The 15,876-nt window shown below is 59.0% G+C and carries 15 protein-coding genes; 5 read left to right on the plus strand and 10 right to left on the minus strand.

Features of this window, described 5'->3' with window-relative positions:
* Positions 1–10: 10 nt before the first annotated feature.
* From HCG46_RS24960 to HCG46_RS24980, 5 genes are all read right to left on the minus strand, one after another.
* On the minus strand, positions 11–1,618 hold the full coding sequence (locus HCG46_RS24960) for a GMC family oxidoreductase N-terminal domain-containing protein (RefSeq protein WP_168687765.1): 1,608 nt from the start codon (positions 1,616–1,618) through the stop codon (positions 11–13).
* Positions 1,619–1,654: 36 nt separating this feature from the next.
* Complete coding sequence (locus HCG46_RS24965; protein WP_055660624.1) at positions 1,655–2,983, minus strand: TRAP transporter large permease subunit; 1,329 nt, start codon at positions 2,981–2,983, stop codon at positions 1,655–1,657.
* Complete coding sequence (locus tag HCG46_RS24970; RefSeq protein ID WP_168687766.1) at positions 2,976–3,572, minus strand: TRAP transporter small permease subunit; 597 nt, start codon at positions 3,570–3,572, stop codon at positions 2,976–2,978. The genes HCG46_RS24965 and HCG46_RS24970 overlap by 8 nt, the downstream gene beginning before the upstream one ends.
* Before the next feature lie 231 nt (positions 3,573–3,803).
* A complete protein-coding gene (locus tag HCG46_RS24975) occupies positions 3,804–4,820 on the minus strand; it encodes a TRAP transporter substrate-binding protein (protein WP_022999513.1) in 1,017 nt (338 codons plus the stop codon).
* Positions 4,821–4,904: 84 nt separating this feature from the next.
* The gene (locus HCG46_RS24980; protein ID WP_168687767.1) at positions 4,905–5,942 is read right to left on the minus strand and encodes a C-terminal binding protein; all 1,038 of its coding nucleotides are present in this window, start codon (positions 5,940–5,942) and stop codon (positions 4,905–4,907) included.
* Between the two features lie 175 nt (positions 5,943–6,117).
* Between HCG46_RS24980 and HCG46_RS24985 the strand changes: the two genes are divergently transcribed.
* Entirely contained in the window at positions 6,118–6,825 is a 708-nt protein-coding gene (locus HCG46_RS24985) for a GntR family transcriptional regulator (protein WP_022999515.1), read from the plus strand.
* A gap of 106 nt (positions 6,826–6,931) precedes the next feature.
* Here the strand turns inward: HCG46_RS24985 and HCG46_RS24990 are convergent, their stop codons facing one another.
* On the minus strand, positions 6,932–7,576 hold the full coding sequence (locus HCG46_RS24990) for a PQQ-binding-like beta-propeller repeat protein (protein ID WP_168687768.1): 645 nt from the start codon (positions 7,574–7,576) through the stop codon (positions 6,932–6,934).
* Positions 7,577–7,585: 9 nt separating this feature from the next.
* A complete protein-coding gene (locus HCG46_RS24995) occupies positions 7,586–8,806 on the minus strand; it encodes a helix-turn-helix domain-containing protein (protein WP_168687769.1) in 1,221 nt (406 codons plus the stop codon).
* Between the two features lie 104 nt (positions 8,807–8,910).
* Between HCG46_RS24995 and HCG46_RS25000 the strand changes: the two genes are divergently transcribed.
* From HCG46_RS25000 to HCG46_RS25015, 4 genes are all read left to right on the plus strand, one after another.
* Positions 8,911–9,204: a hypothetical protein gene (locus tag HCG46_RS25000; protein WP_168687770.1), complete on the plus strand. Its 294-nt coding sequence runs from the start codon at positions 8,911–8,913 to the stop codon at positions 9,202–9,204.
* Positions 9,205–9,206: 2 nt separating this feature from the next.
* Positions 9,207–9,899: a thioredoxin family protein gene (locus HCG46_RS25005; RefSeq protein ID WP_168687771.1), complete on the plus strand. Its 693-nt coding sequence runs from the start codon at positions 9,207–9,209 to the stop codon at positions 9,897–9,899.
* Between the two features lie 375 nt (positions 9,900–10,274).
* Entirely contained in the window at positions 10,275–10,757 is a 483-nt protein-coding gene (locus HCG46_RS25010; protein ID WP_168687772.1) for a hypothetical protein, read from the plus strand.
* Positions 10,754–11,965, plus strand: coding sequence for a biotin/lipoyl-binding protein (locus HCG46_RS25015; protein WP_022999521.1), 1,212 nt, complete (start codon positions 10,754–10,756; stop codon positions 11,963–11,965). The genes HCG46_RS25010 and HCG46_RS25015 overlap by 4 nt, the downstream gene beginning before the upstream one ends.
* A gap of 221 nt (positions 11,966–12,186) precedes the next feature.
* Here HCG46_RS25015 and HCG46_RS25020 read toward each other — a convergent pair whose 3' ends face one another.
* From HCG46_RS25020 to HCG46_RS25030, 3 genes are all read right to left on the minus strand, one after another.
* Positions 12,187–12,939, minus strand: a complete 753-nt coding sequence (locus HCG46_RS25020; protein ID WP_286185517.1) for a transcriptional regulator NanR — start codon at positions 12,937–12,939, stop codon at positions 12,187–12,189.
* Between the two features lie 72 nt (positions 12,940–13,011).
* Entirely contained in the window at positions 13,012–14,841 is a 1,830-nt protein-coding gene (locus HCG46_RS25025; RefSeq protein WP_168687773.1) for a hypothetical protein, read from the minus strand.
* A gap of 1 nt (position 14,842) precedes the next feature.
* A complete protein-coding gene (locus tag HCG46_RS25030; RefSeq protein WP_168687774.1) occupies positions 14,843–15,868 on the minus strand; it encodes a Gfo/Idh/MocA family oxidoreductase in 1,026 nt (341 codons plus the stop codon).
* Between the last annotated feature and the right edge of the window lie 8 nt (positions 15,869–15,876).

Genomic DNA, 15,876 nt, shown 5'->3' on the forward strand with positions numbered 1-15,876 from the left:
GGAGTTTTTGTCAGGCAGAGAGCAGGATCATGTCTGCGGCCTTCTCGGCGATCATCACGACGGGTGATGCCGTGTTGCCGGAAACAATGCGCGGCATGATCGAAGCATCCACGACACGCAGTCCATCGATGCCGCGCACCCGCAGTTCCGGGTCGACGACGGCTTTGTCATCGACACCCATCCTGCAGGTTCCGACAGGATGAAAAATGGTTGTCCCGATGTCGCCCGCAGCACGCATGAGCGCATCATCGGACCAGACGTCGAGGCCGGGCAGAGCTTCTTCCGGCTCGTATTTTTTCAAGGAAGGCATGGACAGCAAAACGCGTGCATGACGCAGGGACCTGAGTGCAACCGTCCTGTCACCAGAAGCGGACAGATAGCGCGGTGTTATTTTCGGTGGCGTTTCAGGGCTGTCGGAAGCGATATGCACCGTGCCGCGGCTTTCCGGCCGGAGATTGCAGACCGAGACGGTGACGGCCGGATAGGGATGCAGAGGCTCGCCGAGCCGGTCGGTCGACAGGGGTTGAATGTGATACTCCAGATCGGGCGTCGCCACGTCCGGGCTGCTGCGGGTGAAAATGCCGAATTGGCTGGGCGCCATGGAAAGCGGACCCGACCGCGACCAAAGATATTGGGCAGCCATCGACACTTTGCCTGAGAGCGAATTGACGACCTGGTTCAAGGTCCGGGCATTGCGGACCCGGAAAACCATGCGCAGTTGAAGGTGGTCCTGGAGGTTCTCACCGACGTCATCCAGGGCATGCACCACATCTATGCCGGCCTTCCTGATGACCTCCGGCCGGCCGATGCCTGACAGTTCAAGCAGCGCGGGAGAATGAACGGCCCCCGCCGCAAGGAGGACTTCTTTTCCGGCCGTGGCTATAAGCTCCTGTCCTGCGCAACTGAAGGCAACGCCCGTCGCGCGGCGGCCGTCCAGGATGATCCGCTTCACTGTTGCACCGGTCAAAAGCCGCAGATTGCCGCGTTTCAGCGCCGGTTTCAGGAAGCCCCGTGCCGAACTCCAGCGGCGGCCGCCTTTCTGGTTGACCTCGAAATAGCCTGCGCCTTCGTTGTCTCCTGCGTTGAAATCGGTCGTTCGGGGAATGCCCATTTCGCTTGCGGCACTCTGGAAATCATCCAGGAGGTCCCATCTCAACCGCTGCCGCGCGACCTTCCACTCTCCGCCCGCACCATGCAGCCTGCCATCCGCATCCGGTCTGTCCTCGGACCGCACGAAGTAGGGCAGCACGTCTTGCCAGCTCCAGCCGGTGTTTCCCATCTGCGCCCAGCCGTCGTAGTCGGCTGCCTGACCGCGCATGTAGATCATGCCGTTGATGGAGCTGCATCCGCCGAGGACCTTCCCCCGCGGGTAGGCGAGGGACCTGCCGTTCAGCCCCGGATCGGCCTCCGTGCGAAGCATCCAGTCCGTACGCGGATTGCCCATGCAGTAGAGATACCCGACAGGAACATGGATCCAGGGGTAGCTATCCTTGCCACCCGCTTCCAGAAGCAGAACCCTGTTGGCCGGATCTGCCGAAAGGCGATTGGCAAGCACGCATCCGGCCGTTCCGGCTCCTATGATGATGTAGTCGTATTCGCCGTCTAACCTGCGTCTCATGAGGTCGTCTCGATTGCCATTCTTGAGGGAAGTGCGTCAGTGCAGTGCGAGGGCCGGGAACATCACCAAAAGCCCTACCGCAATGACCTGAAGAGCGATGAACGGAACCAGGGACCGGAAGATCTCTCCAAGGGAAATCTCGGGTGGTGTCACGCTCTTCAGATAGAATGCGGCTGGTCCGAAAGGTGGCGTCAGGAAAGACACCTGCATGTTCATGGCAAACAAGACGCCGAACCAGACGGGGTCATAGCCGAGTTCCTTGATGATCGGCACGAAGATCGGCATCGTCAGAAGTGCGATCCCGACCCAATCCAGAAACATTCCGAGTATGAAGAGAATGAGCATCATGAACAGGATGATGACTGTCGGATTGTCGGATATGCCGGTGATGAGCTGGGAGATGAAACGGATGCCGCCCATCAGGTTGTAGACGCCCACCAGGGCGCTGGCACCGATGCCGATCCACATGATCATGCCGACGGTTGCCAATGTGTGCATCGACGCATCCAGCAACATGGAGAAGGAAAACTCCCGCCGCAGGATGGTTGACACGATCACGCCGGCGACCCCGATGGCCGAGGCTTCCGTCACCGAGGCGATGCCGCCATAGATCGAACCCAGGACCACGAACACCACCGCCATCGGCAAGACCAGGCCACGCAGCAGGGGCAGATGTTCTGAAAGCGAAATCCGTTTTTCGGGCGGGGGAGGCGCGACCTTGGGATCGGTGTACGAACGGAACAGGATATAGGCGATATAAAGCCCCGCCAGCATGAAGCCCGGGACGAACGCCGCTGTGAACAGGTCTCCGACAGAGACGTTTGCTGTCAGTCCGTAGATGATGAGAACGATGGACGGAGGCACCATTGTGCCGAGCGCACCACCGGCGCAGACAACACCGATGGCCAGGCGGCGGTCATAGCCAAGCCTCAGCATCTGCGGCAGGGCAACGAGACCCAGGAGCACGATTTCCCCGCCGATAATGCCGCTCATTGCAGCCAGGATAACAGCCACGAATATGGTCTGGACCGCCACGCCCCCACGCAGCCGTCCGCCGACGAGTTTCATCGCATCGAACAGATCCCTGGCAATGCCCGACCGGTCGAGGATCGCTGCCATCAGCACGAACATGGGCACTGAAATGAAGACGAAGGACGAGACAAAACTGTAGACGCGGCTGGTGATCAACGGAACGGCCATCGGTCCGAACCAGCCAACTGCAAAAAGAAGGGCAACCAGCAAGGTCACCATGGCAAGAGGCATGCCGGTCAGAAGAAGACCGACCAGTAGGGCGAACATCACCAATGTGCCCCAACCGATGCCGAGTGCCTTGAGGTTCAGACCGAAATCGAGAAGGTCAAGCATCGCTGTCTCCCCCTGTCCGGAGTGGTCGGCGCAGGTAATTCACCGTCAGGATCAGGAACTGGATGCTCATGGTGACCATCACCACGAGCAGGAAGATCTTCAGGAGGGCCGGCGCGGGTGAGTTCCAGGCGCTGCCGCTGGTTTCCAGGAAGAAGGACCCATCCGGACGGAACATCGCCTTCTTGACCATGAGCCAGGATGCCCAGGCAAAGAACAGGCACGCCAGCAGACTGGCCATGGAAATCAGCACATCCAGAACCCTGCGTGCACGCCGGCTGACCACGTCGTAAATCAGCACGACCCGGATGTGCGAATTGCGAGCGACACAGAAAAGACCACCGAAGATGAAGGTGACGGCACTGAGGAAGGTGGTTGTTTCATGCGCCCAGATAGTGGGCGAGTTGAAGACATATCGAAGGAAGATTTCGACGACCAGCACCGCCATGGCGATGATGATTCCAACCGCGAACAATCGGGCAAGGCGGGTGATGGCCCAACCCAATCGGCCAGATTCAGGCAAATATTCCTGAGCCGGCACAAGAGGTTCGGCCTGATCCGGCACTGAGGCACGTTCTGGCGGCAGAGGCATGGACAGCCACTCCAGTCTGAGAATGGGGGATCGACCACAACGACGAGGGACGTTACCGTTCGTCCCCTGAAACCGGTCGGCAGGTGGCAGCGTGTCGGGGCCAGATGCGGTTGCCCGGTTCCCGGACGCATATGTCCGAGCCAACGCCTTCAAAAGGCTGCTTGCCGGTTGTGGCTTATCAAAAGTTCGAAGGAGGAATTCGGGCGCTGAGGCAGCGCCCGAAAACATGTGTCACTTCAACATGCCCTGACTGTCGAGATAGGAGGTCAGGGTCTCATAGACGTTCTGGGCATTGTCGGAGCGCGCTGCCACCTTGGCCCACTGGTCCATCGCGATCCTGCGGAACTTCGCCCGTTCTTCTGCCGACCAGTTGTGAACGGTGATGTTCGGGTCTGCGGTCGCTTCCGCATAGGTCTTCAGGTCGTTCATCGACAAGATGGCAACCGCATCCTGCGCAAAGTCACGAACGGAGACTGTCAGGATTTCCTGAAGATCAGAGGGAAGGGCGTTCCATTTGTCGAGGTTCATGGAAACTTCCACCAGAGGCATGGAATGGAACCCCGGATAGACAGGATGTTCGGCAACCTTGTGCAGGCCCTGCTGGTGGTTGGTTGAAAAGACGGTGGAATCCGCAGCGTCGATAACGCCCTTGTCGAGCGCTGTGTAAACCTCGGAATAGGGCAGGTTGACCGGAACCGCGCCGGCGGCCGCGAAGACTTCCTGAATGAGGCCTTCCGGGGCCCGTACCTTCAGGCCTTTCAGGTCATCGACCCCGTCCAGAGGACGTTTGGAGACGAAACCTTCAAGCCCCGTGGTGGTGGCGCCGATGAAATGAAGACCATAGGGCTCCTCAAGTGCGTTCATCAGCTCATAGCCACCGCCGTAGTTGATGAAGCGGAACATTTCGTCGGGTGCCGCCCAGGCACCGATGGGGTTAGCGATCAGCCCGAACGCAGGATCCTTGCCGGAGAAATAGCTGACGTCGGTAATGTGGCCGTCCAGAATGCCATTGCCGACTGCGTCCTGGGTTTCATTGTATTCGACAACCGAGCCAACCGGCAGAAGCTCGATCGACAACCGGCCGCCTGACATGAGTTTTACACGTTCTGTCCAGGCCTGCTGGATGGCGAAGTTCGGGTTTCCGGCCGGATCGACCGACTGGAATGTCAATTCGAAATCCTGTGCGACGACCGAGGTGCTGCTGAGCATGCACGCTGCGATGAACGTCTTGAAAAACGTCACTTTCATACTTTCCTCCCTGAATTGGACATGTTTGGTGATCCCATGTCCTCGGATCATGTTGCGGGTTGCTGGTCCCGCAGGAGCTTTGCGTCAGGCCGCCCCGCTAAGTGCTGGCGTGACCGGTGAATTGACGAGGTTGCGAAGGCGGCCCTCGCGCAGGAACTGCATGGCCGTTTCCACCGAAAGGCGCCGCGCGTCGGCGACGCTTTCCGGGCTGGACCAGGCCGCATGGGGCGTCACGAACAAGCGCTCACCGACGATCGGATCGGCGCCATTGGCATAGGCAAGGGCGATTTCATCGGACTTGGAAGGCGGCTCGACCGGAAGCACGTCGATCCCGGCACCTGCGATCGTTTGCCGTCGCAAGGCGTCCAGAAGCGCGTTCACGTCGATGATCGCGCCGCGCGCCGTGTTGATCAGAATTGCGTGCGGCTGCATCATCGACAATCGCTCGGCGTTGATCATGTTGCGGGTTTCCGCTGTCAGCGGACAATGCAGGCTGACGACATCGCTTTGGGACAGCAGCTCTTCGAGATGGTCGCACCGGTCCACGCCTGCGGCGATCTCGGTACCCCGGGACACCAGCGGATCATATGCCAGAACGCGCATGCCGAAGGCCTTGGCCCGAAGCGCCGTGGCAATGCCGATCCGTCCGAGGCCGATCACGCCGAACGTCTTGCCGCGCAAGCGCGCCAGCAGTGGCGCCCGGGCATGGTCAAACCCGTCTTGGGGCGATTGCATGAGGTTGCGGTGGTAGCTGGCGATACCGCGCCGCATGGTGAGCATCAGGGCAATGGCATGATCAGCAACTTCGCTGGTGCCGTAGTCCGGTGTATTGCACACCGGAATGCCTGCATTGGCGGCTGCATGAAGGTCGATGTGGTCAAATCCGACACCGGCTCTCACAATGATCTTGCACCGGTCCAGCTTTGAAATGAGCTGGGGTGAAACCGGCATTTCATGCCAGACCACCATCGCATCACACGACCGCAGAACCTCTTCAGGCAACTGCTCGGGAGAGCGCTCGCGGTAAATATCCCAGTCCACATCGTCACCCGCCGTGGCCCGTTCGATCAAGGCATCGTCTGGGTATTGGGCATCAGGGGTCAGGAGACGCAGGCGGGACATGAAATACCTCTTGAACTTCAAAGTGCATTTTGTGTTTGCATTGGCGCTTCTAGAATTCTAGAATTTATTCGAATGTCAAACAAATTTTTGAAACTATGAAAAAAGCAAGGTTTTTGGCGATTACAGGTCTGCTAGACCGTGGTGTAGTGAGCCAGGTGGATGCGAGGAGAAGAGAGTGTCGCTAACCCAGGAAGCCAGCGAGCGCATTCGCGATGCGATCGTGTCCGGTAAATTTGAATTCGGTGAGCGGCTCTCGGAAGAGCAAATCGCAAGAGCGCTCGGGATGAGCAAGGCACCGGTTCGAGCCGCCTTCATGGAATTGCGTGACATGGGTCTGGTGACCATTGTCCCACAGGCTGGAACCTACGTGTTTACGCCTTCGCGAAAAGACGTCGAGGAAATGAGCCAATTCCGGGCCATGCTTGAAAAGGAAGCTCTCCAGATGGCGCTGGAGCGGAACCGAAGTGGGCTAGTGCAACAGTTGTCCGCCGCCATTTCCCAGATGGACCACGCGATACAAATTGGCGACCGGCTTCGTTACAGCACGGCCGACAGCGCGTTTCATCGGGTCATTCTTCAGATTGCCGGAAACAGGTATCTTGAAAAGGCCTATGATCTGACTGCAACTGCTCTTGCTGCGCTGAGAGCACGCCTTCAGTCAGGCGAAGGCGACTACTGGCACCGCTCCTACGCCGAGCACACCCGCATGCGCGACCTGATCGATCAAGGCGAATTCGACGCCGCTCACGCACTCCTGCAAGAGCATATCCTGATCATCAATCGATCCCTGGCCCTACCGGATACCAACACCCAGATCCGCCAGAAGGCACAGCTGCGCTCGGACCAGGAGTGTCAGGAATTGCTTCTTCAAAGTCAGGGATGACTGCCTTCGGTGAGTAGCCGCAATTTTTGCGGCTAAGCGCTTGCGACAAGCCCGGCGATAGTCGCGGCGCCATGACCTTAATAGCGAGGGTCTTTTGGGGAACAGATCATTCAGAATCTGACCCCGGCCGTCGGACGACCAACAGTTTTCCGGCACCTCCGCTGCCGCAGAAAAAGCGATCACCGCCATCGGATTCAAGTCCCGAGACGCCGGAACCCCATGGCATTTGCAAACGCTCCAGCACATCTCCAGTCGCGGCATTGATGTGCCGGATATCGCTTTCGCCGTCCTGCCAGGTGCCGTGCCAAAGCTCGCCATCCACCCATGTGACGCCAGTGACGAAGCGATCCGATTCAATTGTACGATGAACCTTGCCGCTTTCTGGATCCACCTGGTGGATCTTGCGGCCCCGATGCTGTCCAACCCAAAGGAACCCCTCGGCCCAAGCCAGTCCCGAATGCCCGCCGTCACCGGGGGCCGGTATCGTGGCCAGCACTTCTCCGGTATTGGGGTCGATCTTGTTGATTGCATCATCGGCAATCTGGAACAGATGAGTTCCATCGAAGGCGGTACCGGCATCGGCGGCAGTCGCGATCGATCCCGTAATCTCTCCACTTTCCGGATCAAGAGCATTTAGCCTGTCTCCGGACGCGAACCAGACCCGCTCGCGATCAAAGCTGACCCCGGCAATGTCTTCGATGCCGGGGAAGGGGCCGAACTCCCGGATGATCTCTGCTGTTCTGTGTTTCATGTGGCAATTCTAACCGGTGGCGATTGCAAGGGGGAGTAACAAACTTGTCGGGAATCCGGGAACGCTCGATAGGATCCAGCGGCAGGCCCGGCCTCGTCCGAAGGAACGAACTTTCCCGGCAAGAGCAAGGTCTTCAAGCTTCCTTTGAACCGTGCGTGGACTTGTGCCGAGTGCCAAGGCCAGCGCAGAACTCGACCAGGCCTCGCCGTCCGCGAGCAGCGCCAGCACCTCAGGGTGGTCGCTTTCCATCGGCGGCGCCAGCACGGCGACCTGGCGAGCGCCGTACGGCTTCAGCGCAAAACCCAGGCTCGTTGACCTTACCCCGGCGACGGGTTTGATGACCTTGCGAAGGCGGGCAATCTCGACACGCAGCCTCGCCCGGTGCGAATCGTCCACATGCTTTGCCCCGAAGGCGTGCATGAGAAGGTTTTCGCGCGAAACATCTTCCGGCCAGACCTCTGCCAACGCCCGGGCCAGAGCAAGCAGGACTGGACGGCGGTCGAGTGAGATCAACTTTTCCCCAAGCCGCACAGCATTTCGGCAGGTATCTACAATAAACGTATCGGAAGCGACCAGAGCCTCGACCCCGTCAAGCTGCAGCAAGTCTTGCCTGTCGCGAGAGACAAGACGGGCGGCCGGTGCCTCCAGCGCATGCCTGGCCTTTTCAACCTCGGCCTTGAGGGAGGGAATACCGGCATCCCGGGCAGCACGCGCTGCCTGCTCGAGTGCGGCTCGTGCAGGCCCCGTCCGGATTTGCCGCATGGCTATGCCGGCGACCACAAGACCGTAGCCGGCTCGAGACGCAGGCGGCAAGACGTCGATGTCGATGCTGTCGAGTGTCCTCTGGGCATCTTCGAGCCGGCCGATGAGCAGAAGCTGGCGGGCTTCGAGATAGCCGGCATGTGCGGCATTCACCTGGTCACCACCGGCTTCGAGCGTCGCGCGTGTTGCACCGAGCGTTTGAAACGAACGGCCGAGGTCGCGGCAGACCAAAGCGATCTCTGCTTCGGCAACCATGCAGCGTGCACGCGCCATCGGCTCATCCGGCCCGAAGGCGCGGGCCGCATCCTTCAGCAGCTCTCTGGCGCGCGCAAGGTCGCCGAGCTGGGCCATGGCAATGCCGCGCAACGCCAATGCGGGCGCGTCGTTGCGCAGTGCCACCCGTTTCAATACCGCCAGGGGATCTCCGAACGAAAGGGAGCGCGCCGCCGCGGCGATCAGCATGTCCATGGAAATCCCGCCAAACTTGTAACTCTCACCCGCCCCGTCTCCGCATCTATGTCTTTGCTCACCGGGCGATGGTCGCAAACGCCGGATCATACGGAGGACCGATAATGACGATGTTTGCAGGTACAGGGAAGACACAAGCACCCTCTGGGCACTGCCGCGACTCAGCAGAGTGCCTTCGGCTGGCCGCCGCGCCAACCTTTGGCTCAATGGCATGGATTTCCGTAACCGGAGTGCAGGGGTGGGAGATCTGTTCATCCGTTCCAGGCTTCCTGCCTGTGAATGACATGACCCTGATGTACGTCCTGATGGGCGTGTTCCACCTGCCGCCCTGGCTCAAGCTGATGTCCGCCCGCTCGCGGCGCTTCGATATCCCCACCACCCAAACTGAAGGAGAATGATCATGCAAAACGCTGTTGTTTCACATGAAGACTGGCTCGCCGCCCGGCGGGACTTGCTGCAAAAGGAAAAGGAACTCACGCACCTGCGCGACAGTGTCGCCAGCAAGCGCCTTGCCTTGCCGTGGGAACGCATCGAGAAGGACTACGTCTTCGATACACTTGACGGCCCGCGCTCGCTTGCCGGGCTTTTCGAGGGACGGTCTCAACTCGTGGTGCAGCATTTCATGTTTGCGCCGGGATGGAAGGAAGGCTGCCCGAGCTGTTCTTTCATGGCCGACCACGCAGACGGCATGAACCTGCATCTTGCCAACCATGACGTGACCATGATTGCGGTCTCCCGCGCGCCCCTGGCCGACATTGAGCGCTACCGCAAGCGCATGGGCTGGACGTTCGGATGGGTCTCGTCCTTCGGTAGCGACTTCAACTACGACTTCCGGGTCAGTTTCACCCCCGAGGAAGTTGCCACCGGGCACATCGACTACAATTTCGGTGGCTGGAACATGACGGGCGAGGAATGGCCTGGCGTCAGCGCCTTCATCAAGAACGAGGCCGGCGAAGTTTTTCGCACATATTCGACCTACGGACGCGGCGTCGAAGTGATGATGGGCACTTATGCCATGCTCGACCTGACGCCCAAGGGGCGTAATGAGGCGAGGGGAATGGACTGGGTGCGCCGACACGATCGCTACGAATAAGCACCTGGGAATTGAGTGCGCAATGCATGCCGGCAGCGCCGGAAAAGGTAAGATCGCCGGGCCTGCAAAGGCCCGGCAAATTGCAAATTTGCCTCTAGGCCCGCCGGAACCTTTTCGGACGGCAGCGACCAGGACGAACAGCTATCTGAGACTGCTCGCTTGGGACGTCTACTCCAACCATCTCGTCATTCCGGAAAGACATTGCCTGAAACACGTCGCTTCGGCCTCGGAAGGTGCGTGTCATTCCGACTGCGGATCAGACCGACCTGACGTGTCCTCGGCCAGAAACGCAATTTCCTGTTTCAATTGGTAATTCCAGCAGACATTATGTGCCTGGTGACGTTGCGTCACAGCACATTGGGCGGGGGAACATTCATGAGCACAACGGCAACGACGGCGCAGACGCTGGATCCACCGCCGGATTCCTGGGTCGCGCCCGGCGCCAGCGACGGCTTTGCCACGGCCGGGTTGATCACATTGCTGCTGCTCCTTTTCCTGGTGATCTACCTCTATGCGGTTTTCGACCGCTACGCGGAGCACAAGGGGTCGAGGACGCCGATCCGCACCACGATCCCGACCATGCTGGTGATCGGCCTTGCCTATGACCTGGTGCCGCCCTTGCGGGACGTGAGCCTTCTGTTGCCGTTGACCCTGATTTTTGCCGCCTTCGCCTATGACGTCGTTCTCTGGATGAAGCCGGAACCGGTCGCGGACGAGACGTTGCAGGAAGAGGAAACAGCAGCCGTCGAGAACGCGTCGCCTGCCAATGGAACGACCCCTGCCAAAGAACAACCGATAGCAGAGCAGCCAGTAGCGGATCTGCAGGCACCGGTCGAAGGAAAAGGAGCCAACGCATGATCGAGCTCCTCATCACCTGCTTTCCGCTGTTGCTGCGCATGGCCTATCTGCGCTGGCGGGGACGCCCCGTGACGCTCTACAACGTCCACCGCGCACTGTTCGTCTGGATTGTATTGTTCGTCGCACTGATCTTCACGGTCGAGTATTATCATCCGGACACCCCAAATGCGCTGATCCCCTACCGTGTCGTGCCGATCGTCACCGAACGCGGCGGCACGGTCACCGAGGTGCCGGTCAAGGCCGGTCAAACCGTCAAGGTCGGCGATCTGCTTTTCACGGTCGATGACAGCAGCGAAAAGGCGGCGGTCGCGACCGCCCAGACCGCGGTTGGCGAGGTCAACAGCCAGATCGATGTCGTCAAGGCACAGATCAAGGCAGCCGCGGCCGACCTCGCCCGGACGAAAGCGGTTCTCGACACGGCCAATCTGACCCTGTCGGAGCAGCAGGACCTCAAGGACAAGAACTCGCCCGCCTACACGCTGAACAGGTATGAAAATGCAAAGGCCGCGCAGGAGCAGGCGGCCGCCAATGTGAACGCCGCAAACTCCAAGATGGAAGCGCTGCAAGTGCAGCTCGATCAGGTCCTGCCTGCAGAACTGAAGTCCGCAGAAGCCGCCCTTGACCAGGCCAAAGTCAATCTTGCCAAGACCAAGGTGTATTCGTCGGTTTCCGGCAAGATCGAGCAGCTAACCCTGAATGTCGGTGCTCGCGCCGCGCAGTTCTCGGTTAACCCGGCGATGGTCATCGTGCCGGATCGCGACGAGTCCGATCCTATCGAAATCGTCGCTGGTTTCAGCCAGACAAACAGCGCGGTTCTGCATGTCGGCATGCCTGCGGAGGTCGCCTGCGAGAACAACATCAACAGCGGCATGGCGAACACGGTGCTGGCAGCGCGCATCGTCCGCATCCAGGACGTTATCGCGACCGGCCAACTCGGTCCGACCGGCGTGCTGATGCAGCCGTCAGACCGTCGCGGCCCCGGTGACCTGGTCGTACATGTTCGGCTCGAATATCCCGAACAGAACGCTCTGCTGGTTGATGGTGCCAGATGTCTGGTACAGGCCTATACCACCCATATTTCCGGCTCGCTTCAGGGCACCTTCATGGGTGGCATCATCCAGGCCTGGGCGCTGGAAAAGGCGCTGATCATGCGGATGAAGGTCTGGATCATGCTCTTCGCTGGAACGGGACTGATCGGCGGGGATTGAGTCGGCAGAAAATCGTCAGATCCGTGACGCGATGATCGATGTCATCCGCAACGACAGCGCAAATTGAACTTGTTGGCCAACTGCGGGCATTCCCCGCTGATGATTGCGTCCGGTTTCCGGATCCTGACGAGAGCCGCCGAAAGACTGATATGGGGACGCTTTGCCGGCTGGCAGGCACCGATGGCACCAACCGCGCGCGCAACGAAACCGTTAGTGCGGTGTCAAATGTGATGCCGGTAAAGGTCCTGGGATCTGTTCAGGTGCGAGCGCATTGCGCTTTCGGCCTCTTCAGCAACGCCGCCTTCGATGCACTCGACGATTTTCGAATGCTCGGCAAGCGTGACGTTCTCCCGTCCCGACCAGATCAACAGGTCCGTATGATAATTGAACAGCCAGTTGAGCATGGCGTCACTCACTGCTGCAAAAATCGGATTGCCCGAGATCGAGGCGATCTTGCTGTGAAACGCGATGTCGGCCTTGATGAAGTCGGACGGACTGTCGAGCATGTCCTCTTGATGGCTTATGAGGTGTTTGAGCTCGGAAATGTCTTCGGGCGTTGCCATTTCCGTCGCGATCCTGACCATGCCGACTTCAAACAGTCTACGCGCCTGCTTCAGGTGCTCCAGATTGTCCGAAGAAGCAGACAGCAGCATGCGCGCCACCATATCCATCTGCCGAAACGCAAGATCGGCCGAAAGCTCACTGACCCTGGAGCGCTCACCCTGCGAGATCGAAATGAGTCCCTGGGTGTGCATCGTCTGCATGGCCTCGCGCACCGCAGGCCGGCCGACGCCGAAACGTTGCATCAGTTCACGCTCAGACGGCATGGGGTCACCGGGTCCAAGCTCACCCCGTACAATCATTTCACGCAATCGATCGAAAACCTGATCGGAGAGTTTTCGCCGGACAATCTTGTCGTCACCGGTCCCCAAGCCGTTCCAGTTTTCCATGACCCGCCAATCTGATCTCTTCATTGTTGGGGTGTCTGAACGTCGCGACAAGCACGGCGTCAAATTCGCCAGCCGTTTCAACACCCTTGGAAAGACTTATAGCCGGATAACTTCAAATGGGCCAAACGTCCTGCGTTCCCCAAAGCCAATTTCCAGTTCCCGATTTGTCAGATTTGCAGCAAACCGCAAGACCTCATCGTCCTTCTCCACACAAAGGGCAGCTACGCTGGCTGGTGTTTCATCGTTGCAATCGATGACAGCCCCTTCGCTTAGCCCAGCAAGGAGCGAGACAACTTCACCGACAGGCAGAAGAGATCCGCTTTCTGTGTCCACGATTCCTCTCGGGCCTGTGAAACTGGCCGGGATCCATTGGCGGATATCAGCGTTGGCAATTGCGGACGCATACCCCATGGTCCAGGCAGCTGCGAAAAGGCCGCGCTGACGCGGATCGTCGTGGGTCATGCAGATGCGCTCGTTTCCGGGATTGGCGAATGTCTGCGAACCGTAAGGATTCTGGCGCATGCCGATGGTTGTCGGTCCCAGTCTGTATTCCTTGTCCTTGCCGATGATCGCACGGGCAGTGCGCGTGATGTGCGGCAGGGTCTCAAGTGTTTCGAGAACACTCTCGTCATCAGCAGCATGGACAATCGGATTGGTCGCGTGGGTCACGAAGTCAAGCAACGACACCGGAGGTCGCTTGCGGTTCAACTCGGTGAAATAGCTGAACATGCCGCCCCCGAGCCTCATGCCGGGGAAACAGTGCCTTGCGGCCGCATAGATGTCCGCCAGGGGAGGGCATTGCGGCCATTCGCTTCCAGGTGGTGTCGATTGTCGGTCAACGGAAGGACAGACCGCAATGGAAGCCAACTCGAGCCCGCTTCGATCAATCATGTCCGCAAGGTTTTGAAACTCGGCCAAGAGGTCTCCCTTGCAGGAAACCACATATTCAAGTTCATAAGACGCCGGGAAAAGAACTTGCAGCTCCCTGAAACCCTCGAGCGCCTCCTGCCCATGCAAAGCAGTGGGATCAAGGTGACACAGGATTGCTGGAGGGTTCACTTTCCTCAGGAGGTCAATGTGACTGATGGCAGACTTTAGGTCTTCCGGGCTGATCAACAAACCGATGCGCGGAAACCGGCTTTTTATTTTCTTTCCCGCCTTAAGTTCGACACTCCCGGTGGAGGTGCTTAGCGGTGTTATGGTCGATGGGGCAGTCTCGTTTGCAAGATTTTCTATCTGAAGGGTAATCGACTGTTCGACCTCCTTGCCCGCTTCAATGACATATGGCCACGGAAGCGCCAGGGGTCTCACATAGGTCTTGTAGGAAGCGTCTGACCAGTTGCGCTGGTCCTCCATTTCGAACGTGTCGCCGTCCATCTGGCATCGGGCCTTCAAGTGCGGCGCAGGTGCGTGGGTCAGCGACCGGATCGACTTGAACGGTTGCCAGGGATCTATGAGGTCTGGAAACCTGGTTTGGACGACCGAACCATCACAATGCTCCACTTCGACAGGTTCACCGGCTACTCCATTGATCGGATGCAGCACCGTGAAACCACAGCGGTTGGTTTCGAAGGCGCTGTCGGCAACAGCGGAGGAGGCAAATCTCAAGGAACCGGTTTCCGTGCCGGTGATGCGTGCCGTGACGCTGAGACCCGCCCCCTGGTTTTTGTAGCGGGAAACATAGGAAATCTCGAACTTCCCAGGCTCTTCCAGGATAACGAGATCGGAGATGGCTCCGGCCAGCGTGCCCCAGTCCTTGTCACGCACCACGTAGGAAATAGCGCGCAGTACTTCGTGGCCCTCGAAACGGACGTAGCGCAGGTTTCCGTTTTCCAGCCGTACTTCCAACGGTCCTGCGCGCAATATCCGGAAAGGCTCCGGCGCACTTTCCGTTCCATACAGGCGCATGCGGCTCATGGTGCTCATCTCAGGCGCTGCCCAGTATGATTGTTCGGCTGTTCCCGGCGGCGGAAAGATACGCAGCCTCGACCAGTTCCAGCGTCTTCAGGTTGTCCGTTCCAGATGTCTCTGGCGTGCTGGCAGCATTTAGGCAATCGATGAAGTGCCGTTGAATGTTGTAGACACTTTCCTGAATGTTGTGCCAGGGGCGCTCCGCCCAGGAAAGCAATGGGGGCGAAACGTCCAGTTCCCTGGTGCCGGACGCATTGTGCAGCACCAGCCTGTAATCAGGCATCAGCCTCAGCGTCCCTTCACTGCCATCCACTTCAAGAAGGCTTTCCGGAAAGCTTTCCCGGGACAGCCGTGATGCGTAGCTGCAGTCGACAACACTGGTGACGCCGCTGTCGTGAACCAGCATCATGGTGGCAACGTCTTCCGCCTTTATTGCCGGATTGACCCGCTTGGTGCTTGCCGAGATGGTACGCGCATCACCGAACAGAAATCGTGCGATATCCAGGATATGAATCCCGAGGTCCTGGATGATGAAACGGTCATCCGTCGCAAGATACGGCTGGCTGGAATAGACATCATAGGCCGAGCGGAAACTGACCCGCCCCCAGAACGGCGTTCCGATACTTCCCTTTTCGATTTCGGCTTTCGCCGCACGGATTGCTGACTGCCAGCGAAAGTTCTCGTGCACCATCAGGGTCACGCCGGCCGCAGCAGTAGCATCGACCATTGCTGTGGCGTCTTCCAGTGTGTCCGCAAAAGGCTTCTGGCAGATGATGTGCACTTTCGACCTCGCCGCGAGTTCCACCAGCGGCCGGTGGGTCTGAACTGTCGTCGCGATGTCGACAAAGTCGAGCTCTTCCGACTTCATGAGCTCGACCGCGTCGGAATAAGTCCTTTCAATGCCAAAGCGTTCGGCCGTTTCCTGCAGGCGTTTGTCGTCGCGATCACACAGCGCGATGATGGCTGCTCCGTCGACATCGGCCCATGCATGCATGTGATTTTGGGCGAAAAAACCGCAGCCGATCAATGCGCCTTTCTTCATGAAATTCT

Source organism: Labrenzia sp. PO1 (assembly GCF_012273635.1).
GTDB classification, from domain to species: Bacteria; Pseudomonadota; Alphaproteobacteria; order Rhizobiales; family Stappiaceae; genus Roseibium; species Roseibium algicola.

Excerpts from the sequence above, each read along its gene's own strand:
- HCG46_RS24960 (WP_168687765.1), bottom strand. The coding sequence starts at position 1,618 with ATGAGACGCAGGTTAGACGGCGAATACGACTACATCATCATAGGAGCC.
- HCG46_RS24965 (WP_055660624.1), bottom strand. The coding sequence starts at position 2,983 with ATGCTTGACCTTCTCGATTTCGGTCTGAACCTCAAGGCACTCGGCATC.
- HCG46_RS24970 (WP_168687766.1), bottom strand. The coding sequence starts at position 3,572 with ATGCCTCTGCCGCCAGAACGTGCCTCAGTGCCGGATCAGGCCGAACCT.
- HCG46_RS24975 (WP_022999513.1), bottom strand. The coding sequence starts at position 4,820 with ATGAAAGTGACGTTTTTCAAGACGTTCATCGCAGCGTGCATGCTCAGC.
- HCG46_RS24980 (WP_168687767.1), bottom strand. The coding sequence starts at position 5,942 with ATGTCCCGCCTGCGTCTCCTGACCCCTGATGCCCAATACCCAGACGAT.
- HCG46_RS24990 (WP_168687768.1), bottom strand. The coding sequence starts at position 7,576 with ATGAAACACAGAACAGCAGAGATCATCCGGGAGTTCGGCCCCTTCCCC.
- HCG46_RS24995 (WP_168687769.1), bottom strand. The coding sequence starts at position 8,806 with ATGGACATGCTGATCGCCGCGGCGGCGCGCTCCCTTTCGTTCGGAGAT.
- HCG46_RS25000 (WP_168687770.1), top strand. The coding sequence starts at position 8,911 with ATGACGATGTTTGCAGGTACAGGGAAGACACAAGCACCCTCTGGGCAC.
- HCG46_RS25005 (WP_168687771.1), top strand. The coding sequence starts at position 9,207 with ATGCAAAACGCTGTTGTTTCACATGAAGACTGGCTCGCCGCCCGGCGG.
- HCG46_RS25010 (WP_168687772.1), top strand. The coding sequence starts at position 10,275 with ATGAGCACAACGGCAACGACGGCGCAGACGCTGGATCCACCGCCGGAT.
- HCG46_RS25015 (WP_022999521.1), top strand. The coding sequence starts at position 10,754 with ATGATCGAGCTCCTCATCACCTGCTTTCCGCTGTTGCTGCGCATGGCC.
- HCG46_RS25020 (WP_286185517.1), bottom strand. The coding sequence starts at position 12,939 with ATGAAGAGATCAGATTGGCGGGTCATGGAAAACTGGAACGGCTTGGGG.
- HCG46_RS25025 (WP_168687773.1), bottom strand. The coding sequence starts at position 14,841 with ATGAGCACCATGAGCCGCATGCGCCTGTATGGAACGGAAAGTGCGCCG.
- HCG46_RS25030 (WP_168687774.1), bottom strand. The coding sequence starts at position 15,868 with ATGAAGAAAGGCGCATTGATCGGCTGCGGTTTTTTCGCCCAAAATCAC.